Genomic DNA, 16105 nt, shown 5'->3' with positions numbered 1-16105 from the left:
GACGCTTTTCCGTTCTCGCAAGGCAATTGAATGCCATGCAGTCCCTGTGGGAGCGGGCTTGCCCCGCGAAAGGGCCCAGAATCAGACCAAGGTCTCGATCCGTAGCGTATTAGTCGAGCCTGGCTTGCCGAAAGGCACACCCGCGGTGATCAGCAGCGTGTCACCGCGGCTGGCCATGCCTTGCGCCTGGGCAATCTCCAACGCCGTCGAGCAGATCTCGTCAACCTGGCGCAGGCGGTCGTTGACCACCGAGTGCACGCCCCAGGCCACGCTCAGGCGACGCGCGGTGTTCAAGTTCGGCGTCAGGTTGAGGATCGGTGCCCGTGGTCGCTCGCGGGCGGCGCGCAGGGTCGAGGCGCCCGACTCGCTGTAGTTGACCAGCACCGCCACCGGCAGGATGCCGCTGATACGGCGGATCGCGCAGCTGATGGCGTCCGACACGGTGGCCTCGGCTTTTGGCCGGCCAACGTCGAGCTGGGCCTGGTAGTCCGGGCCGTTCTCCACCTGGCGGATGATCTTGCTCATCATCTGCACGGCTTCCAGCGGGTAATCGCCCGACGCAGTCTCGGCCGACAGCATCACCGCATCGGCACCTTCGGCCACGGCGTTGGCCACGTCGGTGACTTCGGCGCGGGTCGGGGCTGGCGAGAAGCGCATCGACTCAAGCATCTGCGTGGCCACCACCACCGGTTTGCCCAGCTGGCGGCAGGTGCCGATAATGCGCTTCTGGATCTGCGGCACACTTTCGGCCGGCACTTCCACGCCCAGGTCGCCACGGGCCACCATGATCGCGTCGGACAGCTCGGCGATCGCCTGCAGCTGTTCGACTGCGGATGGCTTCTCGATCTTGGCCATCAGGTAGGCGCGGTCACCGATCAACTGGCGCGCTTCGGTAATGTCTTCCGGGCGCTGCACGAACGACAGGGCCACCCAGTCCACGCCCAGTTCAAGGCCAAAGGCCAGGTCGAGACGGTCTTTTTCAGTCAGCGGGGAGAGCGCCAGCACCGCTTGCGGCACGTTGACGCCCTTGCGGTCGGACAGCTCGCCACCGGCCAGCACTTCGGTGTCGATGGCATCGCTGTGCTTGGCGGTCACCCGCAGGCGCAGCTTGCCGTCATCCAGCAGCAGGTCCATGCCTGGCTCCAGCGCGGCGATGATCTCCGGGTGTGGCAGGTTGACCCGGCGGTTGTCGCCCGGGGCTTTGTCCAGGTCCAGGCGCAGGGCCTGGCCGCGCTGCAGCTGCACCTTGCCTTCGGCAAAGCGGCCAACGCGCAGCTTCGGCCCCTGCAAGTCCATGAGGATGCCTAGCGGGTAGTTCAGTTGCTGCTCGACTTCACGGATCCACTGGTAGCGCATGGCGTGGTCGGCGTGCTCGCCGTGGCTGAAGTTGAGGCGGAAGATGTTCACCCCGGCTTCGACCAGTTGGCGGATGTCGTCGATACCCTGGGTCGCAGGGCCGAGGGTGGCGAGGATTTTGACTTTTTTATCAGGCGTCATGATTGCGGAGTCTCGAGGATCAGGATGGCGCGGAAGTCGTTGACGTTGGTGCGCGTCGGCTCGGTGACGATCAACGCATCGAGCGCGGCGAAGTAGCCGTAGCCGTTGTTGTTGTCCAACTCGTCGCTGGCCGAAAGGCCCAGGGCTTCGGCACGGGCGTAGCTGCCCGGGGTCATGAAGGCACCGGCGTTTTCTTCGGAGCCATCGATGCCGTCGGTGTCACCGGCCAGGGCGTACACGCCTGGCAGGCCCTTGAGGTTCTCGGTGAGGCTGAGCAGGAACTCGGCGTTGCGCCCGCCACGGCCGTTGCCGCGCACGGTGACGGTGGTTTCACCGCCAGAGAGGATTACGCAGGGCGCCTTGAGCGGCTGTCCGTGCAGCACGATCTGCCGGGCAATACCGGCGTGCACCTTGGCCACTTCGCGCGACTCGCCTTCCAGGTCGCCGAGAATCAGCGGGCTGAAACCGGCCTGGCGGGCTTTGACCGCAGCGGCTTCCAGCGATTGCTGGGGCTTGGCGATCAATTGGAAATGGCTGCGCGCCAGGGCTGGGTCATCGGCCTTGACGGTTTCCGAGGCTGGGTTGTTGAGCCAGTCGATGACCGCCTTGGGCGCGTCGATGCTGTAGCGCTTGAGGATGGCCAGGGCGTCGGCGCTGGTGCTCGGGTCGGCGACGGTGGGGCCGGAGGCGATGACGGTGGCCAGGTCGCCAGGCACATCGGAAATCGCATAGGTGTAGACGGTGGCGGGCCAGCAGGCTTTGGCCAGGCGGCCGCCCTTGATCGCCGAGAGGTGCTTGCGCACGCAGTTCATCTCGCCGATGGTGGCGCCAGACTTGAGCAGTGCCTTGTTGATGTGCTGCTTGTCGGCCAGGGTCAGGCCCTCGGCAGGCAGGGCCAACAGGGCCGAACCGCCACCAGACAGCAGGAAGATGACGCGGTCGTCTTCGTTCAGGTTGCTGACCAGTTCCAGCACGCGTTTGGCCACGGCCAGGCCAGCGGCATCGGGGACCGGGTGGGCGGCTTCGACCACCTCGATCTTCTGGCAGTTGGCGCCGTGGCCGTAGCGGGTGACGACGAGGCCGGACACTTCGCCCTGCCAGCTTTTCTCGACCACTTCGGCCATGGCGGCTGCGGCCTTGCCGGCGCCGATGACGATGACCCGGCCGCTACGGTCGGCGGGCAGGTAGGGTTCGAGGACTTGGCGCGGGTGGGCGGCGGCGATGGCTGTGTCGAACAGCTCGCGAAGAATTTTTTGCGGATCGACCGACATGGCAGGCTCCCAATTATTGTTGTTCTGCAGAATCGAAAACGCCCCTGGAACTGCCTCCGTGCAGGCCGAACCAGGGGCGGTCCCCAGAGCTGCAAGCTTCAAGCTACAAGCCACAAGTAAAAGCAGACCTGCTTTTGCTTGCCGCTCAAGGCTTACAGCTTGAAGCTTATTTCTCGTCGCGGATCGAGAAGTTGGCCATGTGCTCCAGGCCTTTGATCAGCGCCGAGTGGTCCCAGTTGCCGCCGCCCAGGGCCTGGCAGGTGTTGAACACTTGCTGGGCGTTGGAGGTGTTGGGCAGGTTGATGCCCAGCTCCTTGGCGCCTTGCAGGGCCAGGTTCAGGTCCTTCTGGTGCAGGTTGATGCGGAAGCCTGGGTCGAAGGTGCCTTTGATCATGCGCTCGGCGTGCACTTCGAGGATTTTCGACGAAGCGAAGCCGCCCATCAGTGCTTCACGCACTTTGGCAGGGTCGGCGCCGTTCTTGGCGGCGAACAGCAGCGCTTCGCTGACGGCCTGGATGTTCAGGGCGACGATGATCTGGTTGGCGACCTTGGCGGTCTGGCCGTCGCCGTTGCCACCTACGCGGGTGATGTTCTTGCCCATGGCTTCGAACAGCGGCAGTGCGCGCTCGAAGGCTTTCGGGCAACCGCCGACCATGATGCTCAGGGTCGCGGCCTTGGCACCGACTTCACCGCCGGACACCGGGGCGTCCAGGTAGGCGGCGCCAGTGGCCTTAATCTTCTCGGCGAAGGCCTTGGTGGCGGTAGGCGAGATCGAGCTCATGTCGATCACTACCTTGTTCGGGCCCACACCTTCGGCCACGCCGTTTTCACCGAACAGGACGGCTTCGACCTGTGGGGTGTCGGGGACCATGACGATGATGAACTCAGCTTCCTGGGCAACTTCTTTCGGGTTGGCCAGGGCCACGGCGCCGGCGGCGATCAGGTCGGCCGGGGCAGCATCGTGGTGGGTGGAGACGAACAGGCTGTGACCTGCTTTTTGCAGGTTCTGAGCCATGGGCTTGCCCATGATGCCGGTGCCGATAAAACCGATTTTAGCCATGAGAATGTGCCTCTTTGTATTTATAGAATCTCAAGCGCGACCCGGCCCCTGTCGGGGCGGGGGCTCTAGCCTTCAGATTGCATTGTGGGTCTTCAGCCAGCCCAGACCTGCTTCGGTCGTGGTCAGTGGCTTGTATTCCGCGCCCACCCAGCCCTGGTAGCCGATGCGGTCCAGGTGCTCGAACAGGAAGCGGTAGTTGATCTCGCCGGTGCCTGGTTCGTTGCGGCCCGGGTTGTCGGCCAGCTGGATGTGGTTGATCAGTTTCAGGTTGCCCTCGATGGTGCGGGCCAGGTCACCTTCCATGATCTGCATGTGGTAGATGTCGTATTGCAGGAACAGGTTGTCGCTGCCAACTTCGGCCTGGATGTCCAGAGCTTGCTGGGTGGTGTTCAGGTAGAAGCCTGGGATGTCGCGGGTGTTGATCATTTCCATGACCAGGCGAATGCCTGCGGCCTTGAGCTTGTCGGCGGCAAAGCGCAGGTTGTCGACGAAGGTCTTGCGCACATCGGCGCATTGCAGGCCCTGCGGGCGAATGCCGGCCAAGGCGTTGACCTGGGTGTTGCCCAGTACCTTGGCGTATTCGATGGCCTTGTCGACGCCGGCGCGGAATTCTTCGACGCGGTCCGGGTGGCAGGCAATACCGCGTTCGCCCTTGCCCCAATCGCCGGCCGGCAGGTTGAACAACACCTGGGTCAGGCCGTGAGCGTCGAGCTGTTGCTTGATTTCGGCAGCGCTGAAATCGTACGGGAAGAGGTATTCGACACCGCTGAAACCAGCATCGGCGGCGGCCTTGAAGCGGGCCAGGAAGTCCTGTTCGGTGAACAGCATGGACAGGTTGGCAGCGAAGCGAGGCATGGTTGTCTCCTTGCAGATTAAAGCCCCCGGCGCCACATAGGCGGGATGCACGGGGGCGTCAGGCAATCAGTCGAGCATCGAGATCGCGGTTGGCGCGTCGTTGCCGACCAGGGCCAGGTCTTCGAACTCGTTGACGGCGTTGATCTCGGTACCCATGGAAATGTTGGTGACACGCTCGAGGATCACCTCGACCACGACCGGCACGCGGAACTCTTCGGCCATCTTCTGCGCCTTGAGCAGGGCAGGGGCGATTTCGCCTGGTTCGAATACGCGGATGGCTTTGCAGCCCAGGCCTTCGACCACGGCAACGTGGTCGACACCGTAGCTGGCAGCGTCGGTCGAGTTGATGTTCTCGAACGCCAGTTGTACACAGTAATCCATGTCGAAGCCACGCTGCGCCTGGCGGATCAGGCCGAGGTAGGCGTTGTTCACCAGCACGTGAACGTACGGCAGGTTGAACTGCGCACCGACAGCCAGTTCTTCGATCATGAACTGGAAGTCGTAGTCACCCGACAGGGCGACAACCTTGCGCGATGGGTCGGCCTTGACCACGCCCAGGGCAGCAGGGATGGTCCAGCCCAGCGGGCCGGCCTGGCCGCAGTTGATCCAGTTGCGTGGCTTGTACACGTGCAGGAACTGCGCACCGGCGATCTGCGACAGGCCGATGGTGCTGACGTAGCAGGTGTCCTTGCCGAATACCTGGTTCATCTCTTCGTACACGCGCTGCGGCTTGACCGGCACGTTGTCGAAGTGGGTCTTGCGCTGCAGGCTGGCCTTGCGCTGCTGGCAGTCTTCCAGCCAGGCGCTGCGGTCCTTGAGCTTGCCGGCGGCTTTCCACTCGCGGGCCACTTCGAGGAACACGTCCAGTGCCTTGCCAGCGTCTGAAACGATGCCCAGGTCGGGAGTGAACACGCGGCCGATCTGGGTTGGCTCGATGTCCACGTGCACGAACTTGCGGCCTTCGGTGTAAACATCGACGGAGCCGGTGTGGCGGTTGGCCCAACGGTTACCGATACCGAACACCAGGTCGGATTTCAGCAGGGTGGCGTTGCCGTAGCGGTGCGAAGTCTGCAGGCCGACCATGCCAACCATCAGGGCGTGGTCGTCCGGGATGGTGCCCCAGCCCATCAGGGTCGGAATCACCGGTACGCCGGTCAGCTCGGCGAACTCGACCAGCTTGTCGCTGGCGTCGGCGTTGATGATGCCGCCACCTGCAACCAGCAGTGGGCGCTCGGCATCATTGAGCAGGGCCAGGGCTTTTTCGGCCTGGACGCGAGTGGCGGATGGCTTGTTGACGGCCAGCGGCTCGTAGGCGTCGATGTCGAATTCGATTTCGGCCATCTGCACGTCGAACGGCAGGTCGATCAGTACCGGGCCTGGGCGGCCGGTACGCATTTCATAGAAGGCCTTCTGGAACGCGTAAGGCACTTGGCCTGGCTCCAGTACGGTGGTGGCCCACTTGGTGACCGGCTTGACGATGCTGGTGATGTCGACAGCCTGGAAGTCTTCCTTGTGCAGACGTGCACGCGGGGCTTGGCCAGTGATGCAGAGGATTGGAATGGAGTCGGCCGACGCGCTGTACAGGCCGGTGACCATGTCGGTGCCGGCAGGGCCGGAGGTACCGATGCACACGCCGATGTTGCCTGGGTTGGCACGGGTGTAGCCCTCGGCCATGTGCGAGGCACCTTCGACGTGACGAGCGAGGACGTGATCGATGCCACCGACTTTTTTCAGGGCTGAGTACAGCGGGTTGATGGCAGCCCCTGGGATGCCGAACGCGGTATCTACACCTTCACGGCGCATGACCAGAACGGCTGCATCGATTGCTCTCATTTTGCTCATGGGTTGTGCCTCATCGATTTTGTAATTGTATACAACTTGCTTTGCGACAGAGTGTATTCACGCCTGGCGGGCTAGGTCAATGGATTTTCATCGGGGAAGGTGGCTTTCGTCGGAGAGCCCGTGAAAACTGGGTTCTGTCGGATCTGGTACGATCGTTTAAAAATATTGTATACAAAAATATCTTTCGTTGTGTTCTATTTAGGTTATCGGTTTTCAACTGCCCTCAGGGCTTCTCACAACAAGAAGAGGACCTTTTCATGAACGTTCTGAACCTGAAAGTCGCGGTAAGCCTGGTGAATGCCGCGCTGGCCGCAGGCCGCAAGATCAATGCGGCGCCACTGACCGTGGCGGTGCTGGATGCGGGCGGGCACGTGCTGGCGCTGCAGCGGGAGGATGGCGCTAGCCTGATTCGCCCGGAAGTGGCTACCGGTAAAGCCTGGGGTGCGATTGCCTTGGGCAAGGGCTCGCGTTTGCTGGCGCTGGATGCGCAGCAACGGCCGGCGTTCTTTGCCGCGCTGAATGGGTTAGGGGAGCGGCCGGTGGTGCCGGCGCCGGGTGGCGTGCTGATTCGTGATCAGGACGGCAAGGTGCTGGGTGCGGTGGGGATCAGCGGCGATACGTCGGATATCGACGAGCAGTGCGCGATCAGTGCGATCGAGGAGGTTGGGTTGACGGCGGATGCGGGGGTGGCGGCGTAATAGCTTAGATTGTTGGGGCTGCTATGCAGCCCCATTGGCCCGATCAGGCCGCCTCAGGCTCACAGCCCTTGAGCACCAGCCGAATGATGGTCTCGGCCGCCGCGTCATAATCACTGTCGGCCAGCTTGGCCTTGCCCGTCACCGCCGAGATCTGCCAATCGAAATCGGCATAGGTCTGGGTCGCCGCCCAGATGCTGAACATCAGGTGATGCGCATCCACATTGGCAATCTGCCCGCGCTCGATCCAGCCCTGGATGCACTCGATGTTGTGCCGCGCCTGTTCGTTGAGCTGCTCGACCTGGTTGGGCGACAAATGCGGCGCACCGTGCATGATCTCGCTGGCAAACACCTTGGATGCATGCGGCAGGTCGCGCGAGATGCGGATCTTCGAGCGAATGTACGAACTCAACACTTCCTTGGGGTCACCGTCGGCATTGAACGGCGTCGAGGCCTGCATGATCGGCGCGATGATGCTCTCCAGGACCTCGCGGTAGAGGTTGTCCTTGGATTTGAAGTAGTAGTACACGTTTGGTTTGGGCAGGCCGGCCTTGGCCGCGATATCGCTGGTCTTGGTGGCGGCGAAGCCCTTGTCTGCGAATTCCTCGCTGGCCGCGCGCAGGATCAGTTCCTTGTTGCGCTCGCGAATGGTGCTCATGGTCAGGGATCTTCCTCGTGTCTGGCCACCTCTAAGAGGGATCGGGCATGGTAGCACCGGGCTCGACGGGCGCTCAAGGCAGCGACTTTCGGCTAGACTCCGGCACATTCATTTCACGGGAAACAGGCAAACATGGCAGGCAGCAGTCTACTGGTACTGATCGACGACATCGCCACGGTGCTCGACGACGTGTCACTCATGACCAAAGTCGCGGCGAAGAAGACTGCTGGCGTATTAGGTGACGACCTGGCGCTCAATGCTCAGCAGGTCACTGGCGTACGGGCCGAGCGCGAGATCCCGGTGGTGTGGGCGGTGGCCAAGGGCTCGTTCGTCAACAAGGCGATCCTGGTGCCGGCGGCGTTGCTGATCAGTGCGTTCATCCCTTGGGCGGTAACGCCCTTGTTGATGATCGGCGGCGCTTACCTGTGCTTCGAGGGCTTCGAAAAACTCGCGCACAAGTTCTTGCACAGCAAGGAAGAGGACGACGCGCAGCATGAGGCGCGCAAGGAAGCCGTGGCCGACGCCAATGTCGACCTGGTGGCCTTCGAGAAAACCAAGATCAAGGGCGCGGTACGCACCGACTTCATCCTCTCGGCAGAAATCATCGCCATTACCCTGGGCACCGTGGCCGATGCGCCGTTGACCCAGCAGATCATCGTGCTGTCGGGTATCGCCATTGTCATGACCATCGGCGTTTACGGGCTGGTAGGCGGCATCGTCAAGCTCGATGACCTTGGCCTGTGGATGACGCAGAAGGCGTCGAAGCTGGCGCAGGTGGTGGGTAACGGCATCCTGCGCGCGGCGCCTTACATGATGAAAAGCCTGTCGGTGATCGGCACTGCGGCGATGTTCTTGGTCGGCGGCGGGATTCTGGTGCATGGCATCGGGCCGTTGCATCATGCGATCGAGGCGTTCAGCGAAGGGCGCGGCGGGGCGCTGACGGGCGCATTGCTCAACGGGGGTGTGGGCATTGTTGCGGGCGCTGCCGTGTTGGCGGTAGTGAGCGGTTTGAGCAAGTTGTGGCGGGTAATGCGCCCGGCTCAGTGACTGTGACACAGGGGCCGCAAAGCGGCCCCTGTGGTCTTTCAGGTCAGAAGTGAACCTTGACCAGGAAGCTCGCCGTATTCTGGTCGGTCGTGAAGGCATCGCTGTCCTTGATGCCGTACTTGTTCTTCCAGTAGTCGTACTCAAAACCTACGTACAGCTGCTTCTCACCCAGGTGCAACGCCTTGCCCAGGTCATATTTGACCTGCGGGTTGAAGTGCAGGTTGGCCTGGTAGGTACCGCGACGGTTCTCGTCGTTGTCCACCACCCAGTCCATGAAGCCGTCGATGAGGATGTCGGACGAGCCCACAGGGATGGTGTACGACCACACCGGGGTAATCTGCCAGACGTTGTCACCCGCGCGGCTGCCATCGGTGGTGCGCTGGTAGAAGTTCAGCTGGAAGTAGTCGAAACCGGGGATGTCCAGGTCGAAGCCAGGGCCGATCAGGTAAGACTCGGTATCCCCCTCGCCAAACTCGTAGGTCATCGCCAACAGCACGTCCTTGACCGGGCCGAACGCCAGCTTCTGGTCGAAGATCTTGCCAAACGACAGGCGCGGGCTGATTTCACCGTAGTAGGTGTTGGGGCCGTTCCCGGCGTCTTTTTTGCCCTGGTAGAAGATCTTGTCGACGAAGATGAAGTTGTCGCCGTACTTCCAGCCATCGGCATGCTCGAACGTCACCGTCTGCTGGATCTCGGGGTTGACCTTGAAGTTCTTGCCCCACAGGTAGGTGAGGCTGTTGTTCTGCCACTGCAGCAGGTCGCCGCCGAAGGTGGTGCCGCAGGCCAGCAGGCCGCCGGCGAGGATCAGGCTGTTGATGGTACGCATTGCGAGTGTCGCTCCCTTGATTGATCTGTTGTCAGCGCTCGTTGTTGGCGCTTTTTTGTCTTTTGAGTCAGCTTTTTTCGATAGGCCACAGCTGTTTGGCAAGAGCTGCGCCAACTTTTCGGGGCTGGCACAACCTTCCTGCTCGACTACGTTCTGAACGGATGAAAAGGGTTTTTCAGGCTGGCAACACGTTGGCCAACCGCCCGAATTCATTGACTGAGCGGTCAGTAAACGCAGGCAGAATCCGTTCTGCCCTGAGCGAGGGGGCGCGCAGATTACTGGCTTGCGCGCCGGTCCTCAAGTGCTCCGTCCTGGAGCGCTGTGAAACAAACTTGTGCGTTTGGTCAATTTCTTAGAAATGGACTTTGACCAGGGCGCTGGCGACGCTCTGGTTGCTGTCCACGTTGCCACGGCTGTCGATGCCGTACTTGTCCTTCCAGTAGCTGTATTCAAAGCCTACGTACAACTGTTTGGCGCCCAGGTTCAGGGCCTTGCCAAGGTCATACTTGACCTGTGGGTTGAACTGCAGGTTGGCGTGGTAGGTACCGCGACGGGTCTGGTCGTTGTCCACCACCCAGTCCATGTAACCGTCGATCAGGATGTCGGAGCGGCCCACGGGGATGGTGTAGGACCACGCCGGGGTGATCTGCCAGACGTTGTCACCCGGGCGGCTGCCCTCGGTGTTGCGCACATAGAAGTTCAAGGTGAAATAGTTGAAGCCGGGGACGGCCAGATCGAAACCGGGGCCGATCAGGTAAGCCTCGTTGTCGCCTTCGCCACGCTCGTAGGTCATGGCGATCAGCACGTCTTTGATCGGGCCGAACTCGAATTTGTGGCCGGTCATCTTGCCAAGCGACAGGCGCGGGCTGAACTCACCGTAGTAGGTGGTCACGCCTTTGCCGGGGTCGGCCTTGCCGTTGTAGAAAATCTTGTCGACGAACATGAAGGTGTCGCCGTACTTCCATTTGTTGGCGTGCTCGAACGTGATGGTCTGCTGGATACCAGGGTTGACCTTGAAGTCCTTGCCGTACAGGTAGGTCAGGCTTTCGCCGTGCCATTGCAGCCATTCGCCTGCATGCGAGGGGAGGGTGGCCAGCAGGCTGCTGCCCAACAACAGGGACGAGGTGATGCGCTTCATGTTGTGATTCCCGGACTTATTGTTTTTGTTGGCGGTGTTTTTAGCGCGCAGGGGCGCCCCGAGCGGCCCATTCCGGCGGGCCGACGGTGTAGCGGTTACTGCGGGTGTGAGTGAGGGGCGGCCAATGCGCCGCCCCTCGGGCTCAATGCTGGTGACAGGCGTCGTTATGCGCCGCGCGGTCGGCGCCACCGAGGATGTTGAACAACACGTTCAACACCAGGGCACTGACCGTGGCCATGGCGATGCCACTGTGGGTGATCGGTTCCATCCACTGCGGCATCTGCGCGAAGAAATCCGGGCGCACCACGGGGATCAGCCCGAAACCGACGCTCACCGCCACCAGCAACTGGTTGCGACGGTCGCCGATGTCCGCTTCCTGAAGAATCTTGATCCCGGTGGCGGTGACCATGCCGAACATGGCAATGGACGCGCCGCCCAGTACCGCAGGCGGGATCGAGGCAATCAGGTAGGCCGCCTTGGGCAGCAGGCTGAGCATGATCAACAGCGCACCGGCCACCACGGTAACGTAGCGGCAGCGTACCCCGGTCATCTGCACCAGGCCGATGTTCTGGGCGAACGAGGAGTGGGTGAAGGTGTTGAAGAAGCCCGCGATGAACGACGCGCCGGCATCGCACAGCAGGCCGCGACGCAGCATGCCGGGGGTGACTTCACGATCGGTCACCTTGCCCAGGGCGAGGAACATGCCCGTGGACTCGACGAAGATGATCACCACCACCAGGCACATCGACAGGATCGGCGCCAGGCTGAAGGTCGGCATGCCGAAGTGCAGTGGGGTCACCACTTGCAGCCACGGTGCCTGGCTCAGGCCAGACAGGTCGACCATGCCGATGGAGCCGGCCAGGATGTAACCCAGGCCCATGCCCACCAGCACCGAAACGTTGACCCAGAAGCCGCGCATGAAGCGGTTGATCAACAGGATCACGGCCAGCACCAGGCCCGCGACCATCAGGTAGATGGGCGAACCGAAGGCTTCTGCCTCATGGCCGCCACCGGCCCAGTTGACCGCAACCGGGAACAGCGACAGGCCGATCGAGGTGATCACGGTACCGGTAACCAGGGGCGGGAAGAAGCGCACGACCTTGGACATGAAGGGCGCGATCAGCATGCCGAAGAACCCGGCGGCGATGGTCGCGCCGAAGATCCCCTGCAAGCCCACCCCTGGCATGCCGGCCATGGCCACCATGCTGCCGACGGCAGCGAAGCTGGCACCCATCATCACCGGCATGCGGATCCCTACCGGGCCGATACCGAACGACTGGATGATGGTGGCGACGCCTGCGACCAGCAGGTCGGCGTTGATCAGGAAGGCAACTTCTTCACGGGACAATCCAGCAGCCTGGCCAATGATCAAAGGCACGGCAATCGCGCCTCCGTACATCAGCAGTACATGTTGCAGGCCTACCAGAATCAGTTGGAACAGGGGCAGAGGCTGACGCGGCGGCGCAACAGGGATGTACGCCTTGCGTGACTCGGACATGCAGCACCTCGAGTTTTGTTTTTATTCTCGGATCCAAGCGGCAAGCTCCAAGCGGCAAGCTTCAAGAAGAAGCTTGGTGATCCGCGTTGGAGCTTGACGCTCGATGCTTGCTTGTTACCTACGACTTACAGCTTGAGGCTTGAAGCTTGCGGCTTCTATCAGTTGACCTGGGCGCCTTTGGCGATCCAGTCACCAACGAGCTTGCGCTCTTCGGTGGTCATCTGGGTGATGTTGCCCAGCGGCATGATCTGGCTGGCGACCGCTTGCGCCTGAATGCGCGCGGCCTGGGCCTGGATCTGCTGCGGGGTGTCGAACATCACGCCGGCAGGGGCGGCGCTGAACAGTGGGCTGGTCGGTTTCGACGAGTGGCACACGGTGCAGCGTTCCTGGATGACATTGTGGATCTTGTCAAAGTCGCCACCACCGGCCTGGGCAGCGGCCTGGGCCGGTGCTTGCGCAGGTGCGGCTGGCGCTTGCGCAGCCTTGGCGGCATCTTCGGCGCGCTGCTCGGCAGCGGTCTTGCCACCGACAGCAGTCGCAGGCAGCGGCTGGTACTCGATCTTCGCTGCGGCTTGCTCAGGGCTTACGGCCATCGGTTTCGGGCCGGTGACGTAGGCCAGGCAGATCATCGCCAGGGCGCCGACGGGCAGGGTCCAGGCGTACTTGTTGCTGTCGTGGCGGGTGTTGAAGTAGTGGCGGATCAGAACCGCGGCTACTGCGATACCGGCCAGGATCAGCCAGTTGTACTGGCTACCGTAGGTGCTCGGGAAATGGTTGCTGATCATGATGAACAGCACCGGCAGGGTGAAGTAGTTGTTGTGGCGCGAGCGCAGCAGGCCCTTGGCCGGCAGGCGCGGGTCGGGGGTGGTGTTGCTCTCGATCGCGGCCACCAGCTGGCGCTGGGCCGGCATGATGATGCGGAACACGTTGCCGACCATGATGGTGCCGATGATCGCGCCGGTGTGCAGGTAAGCGCCACGGCCGCTGAACACCAGGCTGAAGCCCCAGCAGGCAGCGATGATCAGCACGAACAGTACACCACCGAGCAGCGCTGGCTTCTTGCCCAGGGGCGAGTCGCACAGGAAGTCGTAGATGAACCAGCCGGCGATCAGCGAACCGATACCGATGGCCACGCCTTCTGCACCGCTCAGGGTGCTGCCAGGGGCCAGCAGGTACAGGGCCGGGTTCCAGTAGAACACCACGCACAGCAGGGCGATACCGGACATCCAGGTGAAATAGGCTTCCCATTTGAACCAGTGCAGGTTCTCGGGCATTTTCGGGGGTGCGAGTTTGTATTTCTCCAGGTGGTAGATACCACCGCCGTGAATCGCCCAGAGATCACCCGACAACCCATCGCGCGGGTTGCTTCGGTTCAGGTGGTTCTCCAGCCAGACGAAGTAGAACGATGCACCGATCCAGGCGACACCGGTGATCATGTGAACCCAGCGAATGCTCAGGTTCAGCCATTCGTGAAGGTGTGCTTCCACAGTATGTACCTCTGCCAATCACCTTGCGATGATCGACCTTTTCTTATTGGTGGGGATTGAGGATCAGCATCTGTTCCTCGGTGAAGTAATGCTCATCGCAGTTGTTGCCAGAACCACTGCGATCAACCACCAGGAAATCATCCCGCTTTTCGATCGTCAGCACCGGGTGGTGCCAGACGCCGCGATGGTAATTGATGCCCTGCCTGCCGTTACTGCGGAAGGCGCGGACCAAACCTGATACAGGTGCATCGCCAACGGGCGCGACCACGATCAGAAAGGGGTTGCCGAGCAGCGGGATGAAAGCCTGGCTGCCCAGCGGATGGCGTTCCAGCATGCGTACGGTCAGCGGCATGTCCAGCGCGTCGGCGCGGAAGATGCTGATGATCGCTTTGTCTTCAGGCTCGGCGGTCTCGACCGTGGCGAGCTTGTGAAAGCGCATGGTCGAGCCGTTGTTGATCATGAAGTGGTCACTGCCATCGGTTTCGATCACGTCACCGAACGGGGCGAAGGCTTCTTTGGTCAGGGGCTCGATCATCAGGGTGCGCATGCGGTTATCTCTTCTATGTTCGTTATTCTTGAAAGGGCTCTAACGTTCGTTGCAGCGGTAATTACAGCTGCAGCAGACGGAACAGGGCGATCAGGTTGATCTGCGCCAGGGCTTCCTTGAATTCGGCATCGCTGTCGTTGTGGATGCGTTTTTCGAAAGCGGCGAGGATCTGGTGCCGGTTGCTGCCCTTGACCGCCATGATGAACGGGAACTGGAACTTGGCCTTGTAGGCGTCGTTGAGCTCGGTGAAACGGGCGAACTCTTCGGCGGTGCACTGGTGGATACCGGCGCCGGCCTGCTCGTTGGTGCTCGATTCGGTCAGCTCGCCCTGGATAGCCGCTTTGCCAGCCAGGTCCGGGTGAGCGTTGATCAGTGCCAACTGGTCGGCGTGGCTGGCGCTGAGCAGGATGTCGCTCATACGCTGGTGCAGCGCCTCGACCTCATCCAGCTCGCTCAGGTTGCCCAGGCCATAGGCTTTTTCAGCGACCCACGGCGAGTGCTCGTAGATGTCGGCGAAGGCGGCGACGAATGCGTCACGGCCCAGGGTGGAGGGCTTGAGGGTCTTGAAGGCGGTCATCAGGCGTTCTCTTTCTTGTACGGGTGGGTGGCGTGCCAGTGGCGGGCGATGTCCGCGCGACGGGCGAACCAGACCTGGTCATGGCTCTTGGCGTAATCGACGAAACGCTTCAGCGCGGCCAGGCGCGCCGGGCGGCCGACCAGGCGGCAGTGCAGGCCGATGGAGAGCATCTTCGGTGCTTCGGCGCCTTCGGCGTAGAGCACATCGAAGGCGTCCTTGAGGTACTGGAAGAACTGCTCGCCGCAGTTGAAGCCCTGTACCTGGGTGAAGCGCATGTCGTTTGTGTCCAGGGTGTAGGGGATCACCAGGTGTGGTTTGCCGGTGGGGTTGTTCGGTTCCCAGTAGGGCAGGTCGTCGTCGTAGGTGTCGCTGTCATAGAGGAAGCCACCTTCCTCCATCACCAGGCGGCGGGTGTTCGGGCCGGTGCGGCCGGTGTACCAGCCCACCGGGCGCTCGCCGGTCAGTTCGGTGAGGATGCGGATGGCCTCGAGCATGTGCTCGCGCTCCTGCGCTTCATCCATGTTCTGGTAGTCGATCCAGCGGTAGCCGTGGCTGCAGATCTCGTGGCCGGCTTCGGCCATGGCGCGGATCACGTCCGGGTGGCGCTGGGCGGCCATGGCCACGGCGAACACGGTCAGCGGCACGCCGCTGTCCTTGAACAGCTTGAGCAGACGCCACACGCCGGCACGGCTGCCGTATTCGTAGAGCGATTCCATGCTCATGTTGCGCTGGCCCTGCAACGGCTGGGCAGCCACCATCTCGGACAGGAAAGCTTCGGACTCTTTGTCACCGTGCAGGATGTTGCGCTCGCCACCTTCTTCGTAGTTCAGGACGAAGGACAGTGCAATGCGGGCGTTGCCCGGCCATTGCGGGTGAGGTGGGTTGTTGCCGTAACCGATCAGGTCGCGAGGATAGTCAGCGCTCACTGCAGTCTTCCTTCTTGTGCGTTAGTGCGGGGGTGGGCGGGCCGCGTCGGGATGTCGCACCACCGGATGGGCTGATTGTATACAACTTCTGAAATCTTTTGTAAGCCTGTTTTTCCGCATTTCTTCCCTTTTGTCGCCTGAGAATCCCTTGCAATAAACCTGCCTGGTTGGTCAGCTAATG

15 protein-coding genes are annotated in these 16105 nt (G+C 61.9%); 2 read left to right on the top strand and 13 right to left on the bottom strand.

Features of this window, described 5'->3' with window-relative positions; all coding sequences use genetic code 11:
• Positions 1 to 81: 81 nt before the first annotated feature.
• The 5 genes from pyk to gcl all read right to left on the bottom strand — a co-directional run bounded on the left by pyk (position 82) and on the right by gcl (position 6525).
• Complete coding sequence (gene pyk, locus NP534_RS12330) at positions 82 to 1497, bottom strand: pyruvate kinase (protein ID WP_274098873.1); 1416 nt, start codon at positions 1495 to 1497, stop codon at positions 82 to 84.
• The gene (locus NP534_RS12325; protein WP_033699399.1) at positions 1494 to 2768 is read right to left on the bottom strand and encodes a glycerate kinase type-2 family protein; all 1275 of its coding nucleotides are present in this window, start codon (positions 2766 to 2768) and stop codon (positions 1494 to 1496) included. The genes pyk and NP534_RS12325 overlap by 4 nt, the downstream gene beginning before the upstream one ends.
• Before the next feature lie 166 nt (positions 2769 to 2934).
• Positions 2935 to 3828 (bottom strand): 2-hydroxy-3-oxopropionate reductase, encoded by an 894-nt coding sequence (locus tag NP534_RS12320; protein WP_033699398.1) that lies wholly within the window; start codon positions 3826 to 3828, stop codon positions 2935 to 2937.
• 72 nt (positions 3829 to 3900) lie between these two features.
• Positions 3901 to 4683, bottom strand: a complete 783-nt coding sequence (hyi, locus tag NP534_RS12315) for a hydroxypyruvate isomerase (protein WP_033699395.1) — start codon at positions 4681 to 4683, stop codon at positions 3901 to 3903.
• 66 nt (positions 4684 to 4749) lie between these two features.
• Entirely contained in the window at positions 4750 to 6525 is a 1776-nt protein-coding gene (gene gcl, locus NP534_RS12310; RefSeq protein ID WP_033699393.1) for a glyoxylate carboligase, read from the bottom strand.
• Between the two features lie 257 nt (positions 6526 to 6782).
• On the opposite strand from gcl, the gene NP534_RS12305 reads away from it, so the two are divergent.
• Complete coding sequence (locus NP534_RS12305) at positions 6783 to 7223, top strand: GlcG/HbpS family heme-binding protein (RefSeq protein ID WP_033699392.1); 441 nt, start codon at positions 6783 to 6785, stop codon at positions 7221 to 7223.
• A gap of 43 nt (positions 7224 to 7266) precedes the next feature.
• Here the strand turns inward: NP534_RS12305 and NP534_RS12300 are convergent, their stop codons facing one another.
• Entirely contained in the window at positions 7267 to 7878 is a 612-nt protein-coding gene (locus NP534_RS12300) for a TetR/AcrR family transcriptional regulator (protein WP_033699390.1), read from the bottom strand.
• A gap of 132 nt (positions 7879 to 8010) precedes the next feature.
• On the opposite strand from NP534_RS12300, the gene NP534_RS12295 reads away from it, so the two are divergent.
• Positions 8011 to 8925 carry a DUF808 domain-containing protein gene (locus tag NP534_RS12295; RefSeq protein ID WP_274098872.1) on the top strand — a complete coding sequence of 305 codons (915 nt, stop codon included), beginning with the start codon at positions 8011 to 8013 and terminating at the stop codon, positions 8923 to 8925.
• A 43-nt stretch (positions 8926 to 8968) separates the two neighbouring features.
• Here the strand turns inward: NP534_RS12295 and NP534_RS12290 are convergent, their stop codons facing one another.
• The 7 genes from NP534_RS12290 to puuE all read right to left on the bottom strand — a co-directional run bounded on the left by NP534_RS12290 (position 8969) and on the right by puuE (position 15924).
• On the bottom strand, positions 8969 to 9751 hold the full coding sequence (locus NP534_RS12290) for an outer membrane protein OmpK (protein ID WP_027592962.1): 783 nt from the start codon (positions 9749 to 9751) through the stop codon (positions 8969 to 8971).
• 352 nt (positions 9752 to 10103) lie between these two features.
• A complete protein-coding gene (locus NP534_RS12285; RefSeq protein WP_033699387.1) occupies positions 10104 to 10889 on the bottom strand; it encodes an outer membrane protein OmpK in 786 nt (261 codons plus the stop codon).
• A 142-nt stretch (positions 10890 to 11031) separates the two neighbouring features.
• Positions 11032 to 12387 carry a nucleobase:cation symporter-2 family protein gene (locus tag NP534_RS12280; RefSeq protein ID WP_033699386.1) on the bottom strand — a complete coding sequence of 452 codons (1356 nt, stop codon included), beginning with the start codon at positions 12385 to 12387 and terminating at the stop codon, positions 11032 to 11034.
• A 158-nt stretch (positions 12388 to 12545) separates the two neighbouring features.
• Positions 12546 to 13874, bottom strand: coding sequence for a urate hydroxylase PuuD (locus tag NP534_RS12275; RefSeq protein WP_033699385.1), 1329 nt, complete (start codon positions 13872 to 13874; stop codon positions 12546 to 12548).
• 43 nt (positions 13875 to 13917) lie between these two features.
• Positions 13918 to 14421: an ureidoglycolate lyase gene (locus NP534_RS12270; RefSeq protein ID WP_027592958.1), complete on the bottom strand. Its 504-nt coding sequence runs from the start codon at positions 14419 to 14421 to the stop codon at positions 13918 to 13920.
• A 61-nt stretch (positions 14422 to 14482) separates the two neighbouring features.
• Positions 14483 to 14998: a 2-oxo-4-hydroxy-4-carboxy-5-ureidoimidazoline decarboxylase gene (uraD, locus tag NP534_RS12265; RefSeq protein ID WP_274098871.1), complete on the bottom strand. Its 516-nt coding sequence runs from the start codon at positions 14996 to 14998 to the stop codon at positions 14483 to 14485.
• Positions 14998 to 15924 carry an allantoinase PuuE gene (gene puuE / locus NP534_RS12260; protein ID WP_019471481.1) on the bottom strand — a complete coding sequence of 309 codons (927 nt, stop codon included), beginning with the start codon at positions 15922 to 15924 and terminating at the stop codon, positions 14998 to 15000. Before puuE ends, uraD begins: the two co-directional genes overlap by 1 nt.
• Positions 15925 to 16105 lie beyond the last annotated feature (181 nt).

This window comes from Pseudomonas sp. 39004 (assembly GCF_028682155.1).
GTDB lineage: Bacteria > Pseudomonadota > Gammaproteobacteria > Pseudomonadales > Pseudomonadaceae > Aquipseudomonas > Aquipseudomonas capeferrum.
The sequence above is the reverse complement of the archived record's forward strand: the minus strand, read 5'-3'. Positions and strand labels throughout refer to the sequence as shown.

What these genes read in the sequence shown, in the direction of transcription:
- NP534_RS12290 (WP_027592962.1), bottom strand. Translation starts at nt 9,751, where the DNA reads ATGCGTACCATCAACAGCCTGATCCTCGCCGGCGGCCTGCTGGCCTGC.
- NP534_RS12320 (WP_033699398.1), bottom strand. Translation starts at nt 3,828, where the DNA reads ATGGCTAAAATCGGTTTTATCGGCACCGGCATCATGGGCAAGCCCATG.
- NP534_RS12295 (WP_274098872.1), top strand. Translation starts at nt 8,011, where the DNA reads ATGGCAGGCAGCAGTCTACTGGTACTGATCGACGACATCGCCACGGTG.
- NP534_RS12300 (WP_033699390.1), bottom strand. Translation starts at nt 7,878, where the DNA reads ATGAGCACCATTCGCGAGCGCAACAAGGAACTGATCCTGCGCGCGGCC.
- NP534_RS12305 (WP_033699392.1), top strand. Translation starts at nt 6,783, where the DNA reads ATGAACGTTCTGAACCTGAAAGTCGCGGTAAGCCTGGTGAATGCCGCG.
- NP534_RS12285 (WP_033699387.1), bottom strand. Translation starts at nt 10,889, where the DNA reads ATGAAGCGCATCACCTCGTCCCTGTTGTTGGGCAGCAGCCTGCTGGCC.
- hyi (WP_033699395.1), bottom strand. Translation starts at nt 4,683, where the DNA reads ATGCCTCGCTTCGCTGCCAACCTGTCCATGCTGTTCACCGAACAGGAC.
- NP534_RS12280 (WP_033699386.1), bottom strand. Translation starts at nt 12,387, where the DNA reads ATGTCCGAGTCACGCAAGGCGTACATCCCTGTTGCGCCGCCGCGTCAG.
- uraD (WP_274098871.1), bottom strand. Translation starts at nt 14,998, where the DNA reads ATGACCGCCTTCAAGACCCTCAAGCCCTCCACCCTGGGCCGTGACGCA.
- NP534_RS12270 (WP_027592958.1), bottom strand. Translation starts at nt 14,421, where the DNA reads ATGCGCACCCTGATGATCGAGCCCCTGACCAAAGAAGCCTTCGCCCCG.
- NP534_RS12325 (WP_033699399.1), bottom strand. Translation starts at nt 2,768, where the DNA reads ATGTCGGTCGATCCGCAAAAAATTCTTCGCGAGCTGTTCGACACAGCC.
- pyk (WP_274098873.1), bottom strand. Translation starts at nt 1,497, where the DNA reads ATGACGCCTGATAAAAAAGTCAAAATCCTCGCCACCCTCGGCCCTGCG.
- gcl (WP_033699393.1), bottom strand. Translation starts at nt 6,525, where the DNA reads ATGAGCAAAATGAGAGCAATCGATGCAGCCGTTCTGGTCATGCGCCGT.